Consider the following 15,608-nt stretch of genomic DNA (forward strand, 5'->3'; position numbering starts at 1 on the left):
TAATAGGGGGCTGGAATTACGGATGATACGGCGCCGGAAACTCCAATGGGCCGCGGGGTAAGCCACGTTTGTGAATAGGGTAAGGCTGTATAAGGACTTCGGCAGGTATTTTGAGCCCGGTGTGAAGATTTCTGACCATTTCCATGGTCAGTGGCCGTTTCCGGTTAAGTACCTCCGATACGCGGGCGCGGCTGCCGATATACGGCTCGAGATCGCGTCGTGTCAGACCTCTGCTCTCCATGTGGTACAAAATGGCCTCAATGGGATCAGGCATCGGGATGGAATAGTGCTTTTCCTCATAGGCCTCAACAAGAGTTGTCAGCACCTCCAACCTATCACCTTCCGGGGTGTCGAGAGCAGCATCGAAGAGAATTTCTATCTCTTTCAGTGCCGCGTTGTAGTCGACTTCGTTTTTAATGGGTTTGATTTCCATACCATGCTCCGATCAAATTGTCCCTGCATCAATCCGGTCATAGTCGCGGGGGGTTCCAACAAACCGGATATAAATGATACCGTGCACGTACTGCACAACGACTATGAGACGATAGTTGTTTCCTTTTATATTGAAAACGACACGGTTATTCGCCAAAAAACTGGCATTGCGATATACATTTTTAATATCAGATGGTGAACACCATGCAGCATGTTTTGCGTCATCATACCAAGCCTGTAGAGGTTGGCGAGCTTCTGGATGCTTGCTCCAGAATTCTCTCAGCGTTTTGCGGGATACGATACGCATGGAGGTGATTATACCCCGCTCCCAATCCGGGATCAATCATCTCGTCACTGCTTCCCCCTCCCCCTTGCTCCAGGGTCCCCAATAACCCCGCCGCCAGCGGAAAGATGATCATTTTTTTATTAGCTGATCTTTTCACTTTTATCTCTGTGTGTTATAGATCATCTCTATCGAACAGCCAAAAGCGCCACTGTCAGAGGAAAACGCCATACTCTCATTGCAACCAACTACAACCGCTCTGCTTTTACTCGGTTCCTATCTCGTCGGGTGCTTCACCTTCGGATATTACCTGGTCATCTGCCTCACCGGCCACGACATACGTGAGCTGGCGAGCGGAAACGTGGGAAGCCGTAACGTGGGGCGTGTGCTGGGGGCGAAAGGCTTCATCCTTACCTTGGCAGGAGACGCGGGCAAGGGAATCTTGGCGGTCTGGCTGGCCCGCCACTTCTTTATCGAGCCGTGGGCGGGGCATCTCGCCCTGATCGGAGCGACCTGCGGACACATCTGGCCGGTTCAGCTCCGCTTTCGCGGCGGCAAAGGGCTGGCCACCCTGGCTGGCGGCCTTGCGCTTCTGCAACCCGCGCTCTTCGTCGCCTCTCTCGCCCTCTGCGGCCTTCTCTATCCGCTATTGAAGGGAACCACGAGAACCGGGCTTATCGCCCTGGCGCTCTCCCCTCTCCTGCTGATAGCAATGGCAAAATCGGGCATGGTCACCTCGGCGAGCGGAGAATCCGCCCTCTATGCCCTGCTGGCGGCCATCGTCCTCTTCGCCCATCGAAGCAACATCGCCGCGGAACTTGGCGCCACCTTCACAAGGGGAAACAGCTGATGGCAACGGACGGTCTCTGCTTCAAGATCGCCTCACAGGCATCCGAATTCGATCAGATCCACCGGCTCAACTACCGGACCTTCGTGGAAGAGATCCCCCAGCATCCCTCCAACCAGGCGCGATCCCTGGTTGACCGCTTCCACGCCGAGAATACCTACTGCATCTGCCTGGACTCCGGCAGGCTGGTAGGGATGCTCGCGGTACGCGACAACCGCCCCTTCTCACTCGATGACAAGGTCCCCGATCTCGACCGCTGGCTGCCTCCGGGGGAGCGTATCTGCGAGATCCGTCTCCTCGCCGTGGAACCGGAATACCGCCGCCCCACCCTCTTCGCCGGGCTCCTTCATTTCGCCGCCACCGAATGCATCCGTCGCGGCTACACCCTGGGGGTTGCCTCCGGGACGGTCCGGCAGACCCGGCTTTACCGGCACATGGGATTCATCCCCTTTGGCGAGGAGGTGGGCTCCCCCGACGCGCGCTACCAGCCGATGTCCCTCTCCCTGCAGGCGGCGCTATCCCTCCTCTCCCGCCTCAAGATGGAACTCCCCGAGGTACCCCCGTCCGCCGGAGGGAATTTTCTCCCGGGACCGGTGGCCGTAAACACCTCGGTGCGGGAGGCCTTCGCCGGGCCCGCCATCTCCCACCGCGCCGAATCCTTCCTGAAAACCGTCGAGGATACCCGCCGCCACCTCTGCGATCTTACCAAGGCTCGCCATGTCGAACTATTTCTCGGAAGCGGCACCCTCGCCAACGACGTGGTCGCGGCGCAGCTCAAGGTGCAGGAAGGCCGCGGGGTGATCCTCAGTAACGGCGAGTTCGGCGAGCGGCTGGTCGACCACGCCCGGCGCATGGCTCTATCGTTCGAGGTCTTGCGGGTCCCCTGGGGAGAGTCCTTCGAAACAGCACGGCTGGACGCGAAGATCGCCGCCGACCCGCGGATCGGCTGGCTTTGGAGTACCCACTGCGAGACCTCGTCCGGCATTCTCAACGACGCCGCCGCCCTGTCGGAGATCTGCCGGCGCCGCGGTATCAAACTCTGCCTCGACTGCACCAGTTCGGTGGGGACCGTGCCGGTAGACCTCTCCCAAGTTTTCCTCGCCACCAGCGTGAGCGGCAAGGGGCTTGCCTCCTACCCCGGCATCTCGCTGGTCTTTTACAACCACGCGCTGGAGCCCGACGAACGCATCCCCCGCTACCTCGACCTCGGGTATTACCGCAGCAAGCGCGGCGTCCCGTTCACCCACTCCTCCAACCTGGTCGGAGCCCTGCATCAGGCGCTCCGCGAGCTCGATCCTCCCCGGCGCTTCGAAACCATCCGCCGCCAGCACGCCATTCTTCGCGACGAACTGACCCGTTGCGGAATCGCCGTCATGGTCGACGAGCGCCATGCCGCCCCTGCGGTGGTCAGCGTCCAGCTTCCGCCGGAACGCCCGTCGCTCAAGTTGGGCGAGGCACTGGAGAGGCGCGGCTTCCTGCTGAGTTACCGGAGCAAGTACCTCGTCGAACGCAACATCATCCAGGCCTGCCTGATGGGATCACTTACCGACGGCCAGTGCCGAACCCTCGCGGCCATACTCACCGAGACCATCCTCGAAGGAGCATGAAGGACCGCGACCACTCCCGAAGGGAACCTCAGTAATCGTGGCGCCTCGCCCCACCCGTTCGTTCGCATTTCACATTTCCTGCACATTTGCCATGTAGTCCCTTTATTCCGCCATCCGCGGCGGGATTGCGGCAGCCGGGCCCCGAAATCACCCGGCAACCTCCGCGCCAACCTGGCCGGTCCGCGATATCCAAGTACAATTGCGTAATAGCGACAGCACAATCCCTCGATGTAACGACATAGGAGATATTCATGCGACGACTGATGTACCTGCTTTTCGGGATCTTGTTACTTGCCGCTTCCGGCACGGCCTGCGCGGAAGGAAACACCGCCGGATATGGCATTGAGCTGCAGGGCTTCCCCTACCCTTATCCGGTGCAGCATTTCCCTTTCACCTCCCAGGGAGAGAACCTCCAGATGGGATACATGGACGTTAAACCGAAGCAACACCCAAACGGCCACACGGTTGTCCTGATGCACGGGAAGAATTTTTGCGGGGCGACCTGGGAGAAGAGCATCGACGTGCTGACCACGGCCGGCTACCGGGTCGTGGTGCCCGACCAGATCGGCTTCTGCACCTCGACCAAACCGGCCCACTACCAGTACAGCTTTCAGCAGCTGGCTGCCAACACGATGGCCTTACTGAAGCAGGCCGGCGTCTCCCGGGTCATAGTGATCGGGCACTCGACCGGCGGAATGCTGGCGACCCGCTTCGCCTTGATGTATCCGCAAGCCGTCGAGAAGCTGGTCATGGTCAATCCGATCGGGCTGGAAGACTGGAAGGCGCTGGGCGTACCGTACCGGACGGTCGACCAATGGTTCGAAAGGGAGCTGAAACTTTCGGCCGAAGGGGTGAGACAGTACGAGAAAACCGTCTATTACGGGGGGCGCTGGAAACCGGAATTCGACCGGTGGGTGGATATGCTGGCGGGACTCAACCGGGGGCCGGGGCACCGGCTCGTCGCCTGGAACTCCGCCCTCATCTACGACATGATTTTTACCCAGCCGGTGGTGTATGAGTTCCCGCGCTTGAAAGTGCCGACGGTCCTGATGCTCGGCACCGCCGACAGCACCGCCATCGGCAGCGACATCGCTCCGCCGGAGGTCAAAGCGAAGATCGGCCACTACAATACGCTGGGCAAGCAGGTAATAAAGACCATCCCCGACGGCCGCCTCGTCGAATTCCCGGGCTTTGGCCATGCGCCGCAGATGGAAGACCCCGCCATGTTCCACCAGGCCTTGCTCAAGGAGCTGGCCGCCGGCAGCAACTGATGAACGAGAGGTGGTTTCCCCTTAAAGCTGGGCGGAAACCGCCTCCGCCACGCCGGTCTGGTCCTTGATGACCTCCTTCACCTTGCGCCAGTCGACCGGAGCAGACCCGGCCGCTTCCTCGATCAGGCTGCGCGCCTCCCGCTCCAGGTTGCCGATCTTTCCGTAGACGTCCCGGTGCACCTCGAGAAAGATCCTGCCATCGGCACCGACCGCCACCTTGATGGGGCGGTAGACGATCTTGCCCGGCGTCTTGACCGGCACTTCGTGGTACAGCGTCGCGATATCCGCAGGCCCTACCCTGATGCAGCCATGACTGCTGTAACTTGAGATGGAAGCCGGCCGGTTGGTCCCGTGAATCAGGATCCCCGGCAGCGAGGTGCGCAGGGCGTACTTGCCCAGCGGGTTGGCGGGCCCGGGCGGAACCAGGGTCTTGACCTCGTGTCCATGCCGCTCCATCTCCTTCCGGATCGATGCCGGCACCTTCCAACTCGGATCCTTCACCTTGGCAACGACAGTGAAACTCCCCGTCGGCGTCTGCCAATCCCCCTTTTGTTCGCCGGCCCCCGGTTTCCCCGCCGCGATAGGAACCGTCCGGATCAGCTTGTGATCCCTGAAGCTGTACAGGGTGCAGTCGGCAATGTTGACCAGCAGCCCGTTGCCGGTCTCTTCCGGGATGATGTGGCGATTGACGATGCGCAGGGTCTGTCCGCGGTGCAGCCGGGAGGTGAGTGTCAGGCGGTTCAAACGGGCGAGCAGCCGGGGGCTCATCCCTTGGCGGCGGGCGATCTGCTGGAGGGTCTCGTTGCCTTCCACCCGGTAGAACGTTTCCCCGCCGATGACACGGCTTCCCGCCGTCCAGGCCGTTGCCGTCGCGGCTGAATCGTCATCCGCATCGTCGTCCTCGTCTTCCGCCCCCGCTTGCCGGGATATCGCCGGTCGCGGTTCATCCGGCTGGCGTGCCGCCTCAAGCCGCGGCGGAACAACTTCCGCCTGAACGGGCTGCTTCTCCGGCTCCGGAGCCGGCTGCTGCTGGAGCGATTGCTGGAGCGATTGCTGGAGCGATTGCTGGACCGACTGCTGGACCGACTGCTGGACGGGGGACGGAACAGCCGGAGCCGCAGCTACGGGAGGAACAACCTTTTGGGCAACAACCGGCATCGGCGGCTCCGGTGCCGGTGAGTCCTTCGGAGTGGGTGGATTGATCGGGTCCTTGTGAACCGCGGGCTCGCCGGCTGCGGTATTCAGCGGCTGAGGGAGCGAAGCGGAGTGCCGGCCGTGAGTGCGCCTTGGGTAATGCGAGAGGACGCCGGGAAAGAAGACCTTCCCGTATTGCTCAACAAGGGCGAAGTACTCCGCGGCAAGTTCCGTTTTGCCGCTCTCCAGGCATCGGACACCGGAAAAATAGGTATCGATCAGGGCCTTGAAGGCATCGGACTTTTTGCTGGCGCCCCCTTCCAGGAGGGCGTCGAGCACGCCCAGAGCATCGGTTCTTGTCGCTGAAAACGCCGGGGTACCCGATAAGAGGATACAAAGGATAAGAAGTATGGTTGCAGTTAGGCGCATCGGATTCTTTTCAAAGGCCGCCCCGTCCGCGTGCCGGTGGAACCGGGCCGCGCCGGGAAGCGGCTGGCTTAGCGGTGCATGGCGGGGGCGGATCAGCCCCGTTTATTTCGAGATGATTCGGGCCAGCAGGCTAAGCCTCAGCTTAGGATCATCGATGACAAGATCACGGGGAACGGATGGAGTATCGGATGGCTGTTTGGTCAGGTGCGTCAAGTGATCCCTCCCGGTACGGAAAAATAAAGAACCTGAGACTGTTCTTTTCGGTCACCGCCGCATAAACTGAAGTACTTTGTGTCCCTCTTATACTGTCTATCAACAGTCATGTCTACAGTTTGCGACTACAGTCGAAGAGCTTTTGCAACCTTGAAGCCTAAGCATCCATGTCGAGAAATAGCGGAGCCCTTCAAGAGACCATGGAAACCCACTGCAGTAACCTGGCGACGGACGGGGCGGCCAGTACGTTCATCACGCCGACCAGTACCATGACGAGTCCAGCGACGGCTCCCACTTCGCCGTCGATCTGGTGAGCTTTGGCGGTGCCGGCCCCGTGGGCGCCCATGCCGAGGAGCGCGCCCCTCGCCAGCGCCGACCTGAGCGGCAAAAAACCCAACAAAATCTCGCCAATCACCGCACCGAACACCCCCGTGATCACCACGAAGACCGCCGTCAAGGTGGGGACACCGCCGATATCGCCGGAAACGGTCATGGCAAAGGGGGTGCTCATCGAGCGCGGCAACAAGCTAAGCCGCAGACCACCGTCCAACCCGAAAAGAGTGGCCAGCGCCCAGGAGGAAGCCATTGCCGTTGCGCTCCCCGCCGCCACCCCAGCCACAAGCAGCGGCCAGTGCTTGCGGATCAGGGAGCGCTGTTCGTAAATGGGAACGGCAAAGGCCACCGTCACCGGCGCCAGCAGGACGACCAGCCAATGAGTGCCCCGGATGTACTCCCGGTAGCTTTGGTGAAAAGCCACCGCCGCCAGTATCAAAAGAAGCGGAGCCAGCAGCAGCGGCGACGTCCACCAAGTCGGCTTGCGCCGATAGAGCGCCTTGCCGAGGGCGTAAAGCGCCACGGTCAGCGCCGACCAGGAAACCGCGTTGAGAATGAGATCACTCCGCATGCCCCACCCCTTTCCGCGTCACGCTCCACTGGAAGCAGAGATCGATCACCGCCGCGGTGACCACCATGACCATGACGGTACTGAAGACGATGACCGCCAGGATCTTCAGCCCCAGCAGACCGAGAAATTCCGGATGATCCAGGACCGCCAACACCGCCGGGACGAAGAAAAGGAGCATCTCGGCCAAAAACCAGCGTGCCCCCCGCTGCACCGTGCGGAGACTGAGCTTTCCGCTCGACAGCAGGGCCAGGACGATGAGCATACCGACGATGGCGCCCGGAACCGGGAGCCCGGTGGCGCGGACGATGCCCTCACCTGCCGCCCAAAAAGCCGAGATGAGCAACAGTTGGAAGATGATACTGGTACGGCAGAGACGACGCAGGAAAATGATATGTCGATACAGGTGCATGTTTACTCCGTTGCCCGGCGTCCCTTCTCTTTCAAGAGGAAAAGGAGAGGACGAGTTTTCACATCAGCTTATGGAAAGATAAACCGGACTGTGCTATTCGTAAAATGAAATATTCGACTTCAAATCATTCCGGAGAGGAATAGCATGGAGACACGGGCACTGCGGGCGTTTGTGGAGGTGGTTCGCCAGGGAGGGTTCTCGAGGGCGGCCAAGACCGTCTTTGTAACCCAGTCGACGGTCAGCAAGGCGGTGAAGCAGCTTGAAGAGCAGCTGGGGTTCCAACTGCTGGAGAGAATCGGCCATCAGAGCAAGCTTACCGCCGCCGGGGAGATCGTCTACCGCCGAGGAGCGGCGATCCTCGCCCAGGGTGAAGACCTGAGGACGGAGCTGGAGGAGTTGCGTGGCCTGAAGGGAGGCGTGTTGCGGCTTGGGGTTCCGCTTATCGGCAGCAACACCCTCTTCGCCCGCTGGTTCGCCACCTATCGCAGTCTCTATCCGGAGGTGGAGCTACGGCTCGTCGAACATGGGAGCAAGCGCCTCGAGGAACTGGTACTGGCCGGCGAGCTCGATCTGGCCGCATCCCTTTTGCCGGTAGGAGAGGAATTCGCGTGGCAGGAGTTGCGGCGCGAGCCGATCGACCTCCTTCTTAGCGCCGATCATCCCCTGGCCAGGCGCGACAAGCTTAGCTTCAAGGATCTGGCCGAAGAGCCCTTCATCCTCTATGGCACCGGCTTTGCGCTGAACCCCATCATCATGGAGGCCTGCCGGACAAGCGGCTTCACCCCGAAGATTGCCGCCCAGTCGACCCAGGTGGATTTCATCATCGAGCTCGTGGCCGCCAATGTCGGCGTCGCCCTGCTGCCGCGCATGATAATCGAGCAGCGCCCGCATCTATCGACCAGGCGCCTCCCGATCGATCACCCGTCGATCTACTGGCACATGGCGCTCATCTGGCGCCGCGCCGGTTACCTCTCCCACGCCGCCCAAGCCTGGCTGGCATTGGCCGGCAAGCCGGGCTGAAAAAAGGGGTCCCCTGCATCGATGATCGCCGGTCAGTGATCCAGTATCTTTCGAATCCGTCTGAGCAATTCCTTCGGTTGCATCGGCTTCATGATCAATTCGATCCCTTCTTCCGAAACTCCCCGGCTCTGAATGAAATCCGCGGTATAGCCGCTGGAAAACAGGACCTTGATGTCGGGCCGCATCGTCGAGATCTCTTCGTAGGCCTCCCTGCCGTTTTTTCTCGGCATGATCATGTCCATAAGGACCAAGGCGATGGTGTCGCGGTCTGCCGCAAACTTTTCCACGGCATCCTGCCCATCTACCGCCTGGATGACCCGGTACCCGAATTCCGTCAATACCGCGACGACCAGCTTGCGAACGTTCTCGTCATCCTCGGCCACCAGGATCGTTTCAACGCCCCGCGGCGGCACGTACGCCTCAACCGCTTCAGCCGGCACCGGCGTTTGGGAGTGGTCGATCGGGAGGTAGATCTTGAAGGTGGTGCCGAGCCCTCGCTCGCTGTAGACGTTAATAAAGCCGTTGTGTTGCTTTATTATCCCGTACACGATGGACATCCCGAGCCCCGTTCCCTTGCCGACCTCCTTGGTTGTGTAAAACGGTTCGAAAATCCGCTTCGAGCTGGTCTCATCCATACCGCACCCCGTGTCGGACACGGTCAGGACGGCATGGTCGCCCTGCACGACACTCCCCGACTCCTGCTCGATGGAAGTCCCGACCTCCTGCAATCCAGTTTCGATCGTCAGCCGCCCCCCCTTCTGCATGGCATCACGGGCGTTGGTTGCCAGGTTGATGAGGACCTGTTCAAGCTGTCCGGCATCGGCACTGATGATTAGCTGCCCTGGATAGGTAACGGTCTTCAGTTTAATGTCCTCGCCGATGATCCTTACCAGGAATTTCCTTACATTGTTGACGACGTCATTAAGGTCGACGGTCGAAAGCGTCATCACCTGTTTGCGGCTGAAGGCAAGAAGGCCGTGGGTCAGCTGGGCAGCCTTCTCCACCGACGAAAGGATCTGGTCCACCTCATCACGCTGCTTATCGTTGAGCAATCTATCCATCTGCAGCAGCGCGCCGTAACCGCTGATCACCTGAAGGATGTTGTTGAAATCATGGGCGACCCCCCCGGCTAGCTTGCCGATCACTTCCATTTTCTGCGATTGCCGGAGTTGTTCTTCAAGGTGAATCCGCTCGTTCAGAATCCTGGAGATCTTTATGGAGCTGAAGCTCAATTCGGAAACGAGTTTGGTCAGTTTGGCGTAAAACTGCATGCCCGTTTCCGCTTTTTCCCTGCTGAAACGGGGGACGCGGGCGAGCGCGGCGAGGTACTCCTGTTCATCGAATCCGTACCGGCGGGCCTGCTCGCGGAACAATTCCACGTCGGGCTCTTCGTTCTCATAGAAAAACTGCCCGATAAAGACGTTCCCCACATGCCTGCCCGCCACCTCCAGCGGGGTGACCATGTCCCACATGTTGTTCTTGCAGCGGTAATGCTTGAAGGTTCCCGCGGGGACACCGGCAGTGAGAACGGTGTCGCTCTCGATGCAGTTCTTCATGGTTTCCGGATGGCACCGGTGAAACCTGGTACAGATATCCTGCCACCCCACGGAAACGAGGACGTTGCCGCGGGTATCGAGGACCGCACCTAAAATGCCAGTGAGTTTGTAGAAATCTTCCAACAGTGCCCGCAGCGTTTCGCAGTCTATGATGTCGGAAAGCTCCAGAGTATCGAGGTCGCCGTCCGGTTCGAGGATGGCCCGCAGCTTGTTGCGAATGGTGGCTTCGCTTTGCTGCACCCTTTCCTCGGCCCGTTTGCGCTCCTCCACCTCCTTTTCCAGGATTTCGGTCTGATGAAGCAAAGCCTCCTGGGCCATCTGCCGCTCTCCCAGCTCCTTTTCCAGTTCGGCTGTTTTCAGGTGGAGGTTTTCCTCCAGCGATTTATGCTCGGTAATGTCAGTAGATATTCCGCACAATCCATACACGTTGCCGTAGTCATCCCGAAGAGGAACCTTGACCGTCCAATAGGTTCGGTATTCTTTTCCTTCCTGGACCACTACAGTCTCTTCCCTTCTGACAGATTCCCCTCGCTCGATTATCAAGGAATCGCTTTTCATTATTTCATTGACTGAATCAGCGGAAAAGAAGGCCGAATCGTCGTGGCCGACGACATCTTCCGGATCCCGGCCGAAAAGTTCGGCAGTGATATGGTTGACATAAAGGTATCGGTAATTGGTGTCCTTTATGAATATGTAGGCACCAACGTTATCGAGTATGGTATCGAGGCGTAATTTGCTCTCACGTAATTGCTGTTCTCTTTGGTCCCTTTCCCTGATCACCGTCGAAAGGATGAGGTTCATGACGGCGACCAGCAGGGCAAATACCTGCTGGGTGTGGAAAGAACCGACCAAGGAATCATGGTCCACGGAGAGGGAGTTCTTGGTGACACCGATGACCACGAAGAGAAGGGCCAGAGAGGCAATGCTGCTCGGGAACTGGCCGAAACGTATCGCCACCCACACCATGAGCGGGATGAAGATGAATAGATGATTGTCATAGGATTTTTCATCGGAGGCGAGGAAAGCGAAAGCGCCCAGGGTGAAGATCAGGACGATAAAGGCGGCCTCCGCGAGACGGAGGGCGCCGAGAGGCTTGCGGTCGGCACGCGGCCAGGTCAGAATAACCGTCGCGACGGTAATGGTGCCGAGCACATTCCCCATCCACCAGTCATAACAGTTGGCGGCGAAGTGGTTCCAGGTACCGGTGATGGCAGTTGCTGCCGTGGCGCCGATCATGGCGGCAACTACCGAGGCACCGAGAGCGCCGATCAGGAGCAGGCCGATCACCGTTTCTTTCAGGGTCGACAGATCGAGTCGGGGGGAAACGTAGCGGCGGATGGTCCAGGCGCCGGCGGCGGCTTCGGCAGCGTTCGCCACGGCGAAGGCGACGTTGAGCAGGGATGGGACGCCAAAAAAGAGTCCGACAAGGTAGGAGGAGATCATCCCCGAGGGGATGTAGACATACCAATCCTTTTTCGGCACGCTCACGAGAACGGCCAGGAACAAGCCGCAGGGGGGCCAGAAATAGGTAAACCCGCTGATTTCCGCGGACAACCGGTTCCCGACCCATCCCATGAGAAAGTAGGAGAGGGAAAACAGCAGCACCCGCAAGCCAAGCGGTTGACGTTCCACCATCTTTCTTATCAGGGAAAAAGAATACTGCATATCAGGTTACAACCCAAATGTAACAAACAGGCAAGCCAGCCGGCAGGGGCGCTCCAGCGGTTGCCGGTCTAAGTACTTTACGTTGTTGTCGGCAGATTCCCAAATTTCTTGATACCGCCTTTGACATCGGTGTCATCGCGCATCCCTTCTCAGGATAGAAACTCCGCAATGATAGACCGACACCTCTGCTCGCGCCGGTGACGGTAGCGGCCTTACCATCCAATAGAAGATGCATTGCCCCTCCTTCTTTGAAGAACAGGTCGCCACCGTTGTAATCGAGCGGCACATTTCATGCGAAGCATCTTTTTCCAAAGGAAAGAATAAGCGTTTTTCGAAGAAATTGCTACTTGCCCCGGGAAATAGAAACCTTCCTGAGGGGGGTTGCTGCCTCCGTCCGGAAAAGAAAAACTTTGGCGGAGAAGTTGTGACCATCCGTCCAGGATGGAAAACCTTTTGAGAGAGGATGATCACTCTTCATCAGGTGGGTCGATCTTTTGGCGCAGGCGACCAATTTTAGCAAAATCTGAACAGGTTTGAAGTAAACTTTTCCAAATATCGGCAAACTTTTCCAAATATGATACCAACTTGCCCAAATTAGAGACGGACTTGTTCAAATTGCTGCAAACATTTTCAAATCAGAGGCGAACTTATTCAGATTAGGGGCGAACTTATTTAAACTAGAGACGATGTTGGATAAATCACAACGAAACCTGATCAAAAGCGGTGAAACTTTTTCAGGTTTTTAAAAACTTTGCCATATTCTTGCGTGGAAAGATCATTTTTTGTAAAAACCAGTCAAAACTTTTCAAAAACTTAACACCTTCAGTCAGTATTTGACTAAATTAAAGATATTATCGACCAAGTTTTGCAAATCTTTTTCAACTTTTACTGGGAATAGAAAAGTTCCGCTTCAACTTTTTCTTTTTCAGTAAAAACTTGAAAAAGTTTTGCCAAATCGTGACAAGATTTCGCCGAACCTGGCAATATTAGCGGAGAACCTTTTCAACCCTCACCATGTGGGATAAAAATCGTGAGGGAGCTGAAGAATCGGAGAGGGGAAGGCGGGTTTTTAAACGACAGCCGCGGCGACCGGCGCGGCAAAAGGGAAGGAACGGGGCTGCACCGAGCGGTGAAGCCCCGATTTGCGTTCGGTGCTTCAGTGGACGAGTATGCTGACGACGGAGGACCAGCGACCGGTGGCTCCGTTTTCGTGATACCTGCCCCGCACGAAGATCAACTTTGCCGACTGAAGCCCCCTCATCTCGACGCGGGAGCAATCGAACATTCCTTCGCCGTACCTCCTCCACGAGTTTTCATCGGCGGGGTCCTCCGTCACCTGCAGTTCAGTAACGGCGTGGGGAAACGCCCGTTTCAGCACGATCACCACGGATTGTTGGACGATGGACCTGTTCGCGAATAGGTATTTCGCCACCAACCCCGGCACGAGATCCAAAAGGCTGGCCCTGCTTTTAACCACGGCATCCGGCTTCATCGGAAAACCTGCGTCGAGGATGCTCGGGTCGTTGAGGTAAGCCGACAGCATGATGATGTGATGGGAGTTGAAAGAGAGCCTCTGGATTCCCTGCGCCATCAGTCTCTTGATCTCCTGGGACCTTCCCTGGCCGTGCGCCACCGCCAGGGCCGAGGAGACACCCCTCAACGTTTCGGGAAGGGAGAGGTAAACCGTGCGGTTCTCTTCCCTGTACGCCACGTGGTTTTCCCCCTTGTCGGCCACGCTGTTCAGAATGCCGATGGTTCCGGGAACGGATTTTTCGTAGGTGCGGTCGAACGGATCCTTGAACCCCATCTGCTACCCCCTTGGAAGCCGTGTTTTTTGAAGTTAAAAAATACTAACACGACACCCCCACAAGTCAACGCCCGGCACTCGGGGGCCCCCATGCGTCCCCCATGCGTCCCATACGCTTATCAACCTGACCAGCGCGAATTTTTCCCGCCCCCCTTCGATAATGCGCATCCGGAATCAGCCATTTGCAAACCACTGAACAGATCGTAGGACGGTGGCGACGCTGCATCATCACGGCCTACGGGCCCGGGTACCTTTACGAGCAGTCGGTTCACCAGGCCGGGCACACCTATCCCAAGCGCATCCCGGTCCTCGCCAGCCGGGCACGGCCCCTACACGGACATAAAGAGAAGGTCGTCTACAAGGGAACACGCGAAAAAGCGCCGTACTGAGCGGACGATGGAAGCAAGGTTCGTTGGAAGCAGCGGCAAGCTCGCCAAGCTCCGCAACTATGCGAGGGAATCGGGATAATGGAGGGCGATTTCGAGGAGGGTGCCTTTTCTATGGTGAGAAACGAACATCGGAGACGGCCAACGGCGAAGCCGGTTTGCTCCTGGAGCGCTTTTTCTTGAAATGCCGTTGAACACCTTCTTCGCCGGGTTTGGCTGTCACCCTGCTACCCCGACCCAAAAGGATAAAAGCTTGGTGACCGCACCCATCTCTTTCCCGGTCAGGGCTCCTATTACGTTGCCGATACCAGGGCAGGCCGGGGTTTGCCATAGGCTCCTGAAATAGCAACCAGGACCAGGTCCCCCCGGGTCATTGGCCATCATCCCAGTCAGCCAGGGTCGAGAATGCCTCCAGATCCTCAAGGTTCTTCGAATCCTGCTGAACAAGAAGCGACTGCCTATGGCATTCGTCGGCAAATCCCGGCGCATTGGGGTCGGGGGCGCAGTCCGCAGTGTCCGCAGTCCGCAAGTCCGCAGTGTCAGGTCTGGACTTGGACAGTTTTACGCAGAGTCCGAAGTGTCAGGTCTGGACTTGGACAGTTTTATGTCGAGGCCTGCCCCGCGTCAGTACTTTGTCCATGTCCAGACCTGATAATCATCTAAAAGGCACCTCCTGGCATAGCAAGAGGCGGTTAACTTCCTGATATGCTGTTACCGAAACGCCAATTTCGTAACCCTCAGGAGGTGCCCGATGAAACTGTACTCTGGAATCGATCTTCATTCAACCAGCAGTTATCTTGCCATCATTGATGGCAAAGGGAAACGCATCTACAACGAGAAACTGCCAAATGACTTACCGACGATCATTCAGCGGCTTGAGTTGTTCAGTGGGACCCTACAAGGAGTCGTTGTCGAGTCGACCTATAACTGGTATTGGCTCGTTGATGGTTTGATGGCAGATGGCTTTGCCGTACACCTGGCAAATCCATCTGCCATCCAGAAATACAAAGGTTTAAAGCATGCAGACGATAAGCATGATGCCTTTTGGCTTGCCGAAATGCTGCGGCTCGACATACTCCCTGAAGGTTATATTTACCCGAAGGAGGAACGGCCCATTCGTGATCTTCTGCGAAAACGAAGCCACTTGGTTGCCCTGAGGTCTTCAATGCTCATCAGCTTACAAAACATAATCTCCCGGAATTGCGGCATCAAGATGAAAACAGATGATATCAAGCGCCTTCGAGAAGACCGGGTCAGTCCACTTCTGGCCATGAATGAGGACTTGGCGTGTGCCGGTCGGGTAAGCAAAGAGTCCATCGATTTCTTGACCCGTCAGATACGCAGCATTGAGACTGTGATCGAGAGGAAGCTGGAACTACTTGGTGTCTACAAACTCTTACTTACCATCCCCGGAATCGGCAAAATTTTAGCTTTGACCATCATGCTGGAGACCGGGCCAATAGAACGATTTCAGAATGTCGGGAATTATGCCTCGTACTGCCGGCTTGTGTCATCCTGCGTATTCCGCGGCAAGCCGGCCACCGATTCCGATCGAAGTCGGCCACCCATTCCGATTCAAGCCGGCCATCTATTCCGTTTGATTCCGGCCACCCCCTGAGCTCCTTCCTCCATCCCCGCCTTTAGC

Annotated in this window: 13 protein-coding genes; 5 read left to right on the top strand and 8 right to left on the bottom strand. The window is 57.7% G+C overall.

The features are described from left to right. Positions 1 to 16: 16 nt before the first annotated feature. Entirely contained in the window at positions 17 to 433 is a 417-nt protein-coding gene (locus ACYVL5_RS15185; protein ID WP_460596424.1) for a helix-turn-helix domain-containing protein, read from the bottom strand. A 12-nt stretch (positions 434 to 445) separates the two neighbouring features. Then, complete coding sequence (locus ACYVL5_RS15190) at positions 446 to 739, bottom strand: type II toxin-antitoxin system HigB family toxin (RefSeq protein ID WP_460596425.1); 294 nt, start codon at positions 737 to 739, stop codon at positions 446 to 448. A gap of 214 nt (positions 740 to 953) precedes the next feature. On the opposite strand from ACYVL5_RS15190, the gene ACYVL5_RS15195 reads away from it, so the two are divergent. The 3 genes from ACYVL5_RS15195 (at position 954) to ACYVL5_RS15205 (ending at position 4,440) form a co-directional block, all read left to right on the top strand. Then, positions 954 to 1,565, top strand: coding sequence for a glycerol-3-phosphate acyltransferase (locus ACYVL5_RS15195; protein ID WP_460596426.1), 612 nt, complete (start codon positions 954 to 956; stop codon positions 1,563 to 1,565). Continuing rightward, complete coding sequence (locus ACYVL5_RS15200) at positions 1,565 to 3,169, top strand: aminotransferase class V-fold PLP-dependent enzyme (RefSeq protein ID WP_460596427.1); 1,605 nt, start codon at positions 1,565 to 1,567, stop codon at positions 3,167 to 3,169. The genes ACYVL5_RS15195 and ACYVL5_RS15200 overlap by 1 nt, the downstream gene beginning before the upstream one ends. Positions 3,170 to 3,420: 251 nt before the next feature. After that, complete coding sequence (locus ACYVL5_RS15205; protein ID WP_460596428.1) at positions 3,421 to 4,440, top strand: alpha/beta fold hydrolase; 1,020 nt, start codon at positions 3,421 to 3,423, stop codon at positions 4,438 to 4,440. A 21-nt stretch (positions 4,441 to 4,461) separates the two neighbouring features. Here ACYVL5_RS15205 and ACYVL5_RS15210 read toward each other — a convergent pair whose 3' ends face one another. The 3 genes from ACYVL5_RS15210 to ACYVL5_RS15220 form a co-directional block, all read right to left on the bottom strand. Next, the gene (locus ACYVL5_RS15210) at positions 4,462 to 5,913 is read right to left on the bottom strand and encodes a L,D-transpeptidase family protein (RefSeq protein ID WP_460596429.1); all 1,452 of its coding nucleotides are present in this window, start codon (positions 5,911 to 5,913) and stop codon (positions 4,462 to 4,464) included. Between the two features lie 493 nt (positions 5,914 to 6,406). Next, positions 6,407 to 7,120, bottom strand: a complete 714-nt coding sequence (locus ACYVL5_RS15215; protein WP_460596430.1) for an LrgB family protein — start codon at positions 7,118 to 7,120, stop codon at positions 6,407 to 6,409. Further along, the gene (locus tag ACYVL5_RS15220; protein ID WP_460596431.1) at positions 7,110 to 7,529 is read right to left on the bottom strand and encodes a CidA/LrgA family protein; all 420 of its coding nucleotides are present in this window, start codon (positions 7,527 to 7,529) and stop codon (positions 7,110 to 7,112) included. Before ACYVL5_RS15220 ends, ACYVL5_RS15215 begins: the two co-directional genes overlap by 11 nt. Before the next feature lie 144 nt (positions 7,530 to 7,673). On the opposite strand from ACYVL5_RS15220, the gene ACYVL5_RS15225 reads away from it, so the two are divergent. Further along, positions 7,674 to 8,549 carry a LysR family transcriptional regulator gene (locus ACYVL5_RS15225; protein ID WP_460596432.1) on the top strand — a complete coding sequence of 292 codons (876 nt, stop codon included), beginning with the start codon at positions 7,674 to 7,676 and terminating at the stop codon, positions 8,547 to 8,549. A gap of 32 nt (positions 8,550 to 8,581) precedes the next feature. On the opposite strand, the gene ACYVL5_RS15230 is transcribed toward ACYVL5_RS15225, so the two are convergent. From ACYVL5_RS15230 to ACYVL5_RS15240, 3 genes are all read right to left on the bottom strand, one after another. After that, complete coding sequence (locus tag ACYVL5_RS15230) at positions 8,582 to 11,737, bottom strand: PocR ligand-binding domain-containing protein (RefSeq protein ID WP_460596433.1); 3,156 nt, start codon at positions 11,735 to 11,737, stop codon at positions 8,582 to 8,584. A 1,189-nt stretch (positions 11,738 to 12,926) separates the two neighbouring features. Then, positions 12,927 to 13,577, bottom strand: coding sequence for a hypothetical protein (locus ACYVL5_RS15235; protein WP_460596434.1), 651 nt, complete (start codon positions 13,575 to 13,577; stop codon positions 12,927 to 12,929). A 756-nt stretch (positions 13,578 to 14,333) separates the two neighbouring features. Beyond that, a complete protein-coding gene (locus tag ACYVL5_RS15240) occupies positions 14,334 to 14,492 on the bottom strand; it encodes an antitoxin MazE-like protein (RefSeq protein WP_460596435.1) in 159 nt (52 codons plus the stop codon). 222 nt (positions 14,493 to 14,714) lie between these two features. Here ACYVL5_RS15240 and ACYVL5_RS15245 point away from each other — a divergent pair, with 222 nt between their 5' ends. After that, a complete protein-coding gene (locus tag ACYVL5_RS15245) occupies positions 14,715 to 15,581 on the top strand; it encodes an IS110 family transposase (protein ID WP_460596436.1) in 867 nt (288 codons plus the stop codon). Positions 15,582 to 15,608: the final 27 nt, after the last annotated feature.

It is taken from the genome of Geomonas sp. Red276, assembly GCF_054784495.1.

Excerpts from the sequence above, each read along its gene's own strand:
- ACYVL5_RS15185 (WP_460596424.1), bottom strand. The coding sequence starts at position 433 with ATGGAAATCAAACCCATTAAAAACGAAGTCGACTACAACGCGGCACTG.
- ACYVL5_RS15190 (WP_460596425.1), bottom strand. The coding sequence starts at position 739 with ATGCGTATCGTATCCCGCAAAACGCTGAGAGAATTCTGGAGCAAGCAT.
- ACYVL5_RS15200 (WP_460596427.1), top strand. The coding sequence starts at position 1,565 with ATGGCAACGGACGGTCTCTGCTTCAAGATCGCCTCACAGGCATCCGAA.
- ACYVL5_RS15205 (WP_460596428.1), top strand. The coding sequence starts at position 3,421 with ATGCGACGACTGATGTACCTGCTTTTCGGGATCTTGTTACTTGCCGCT.
- ACYVL5_RS15215 (WP_460596430.1), bottom strand. The coding sequence starts at position 7,120 with ATGCGGAGTGATCTCATTCTCAACGCGGTTTCCTGGTCGGCGCTGACC.
- ACYVL5_RS15220 (WP_460596431.1), bottom strand. The coding sequence starts at position 7,529 with ATGCACCTGTATCGACATATCATTTTCCTGCGTCGTCTCTGCCGTACC.
- ACYVL5_RS15225 (WP_460596432.1), top strand. The coding sequence starts at position 7,674 with ATGGAGACACGGGCACTGCGGGCGTTTGTGGAGGTGGTTCGCCAGGGA.
- ACYVL5_RS15235 (WP_460596434.1), bottom strand. The coding sequence starts at position 13,577 with ATGGGGTTCAAGGATCCGTTCGACCGCACCTACGAAAAATCCGTTCCC.
- ACYVL5_RS15245 (WP_460596436.1), top strand. The coding sequence starts at position 14,715 with ATGAAACTGTACTCTGGAATCGATCTTCATTCAACCAGCAGTTATCTT.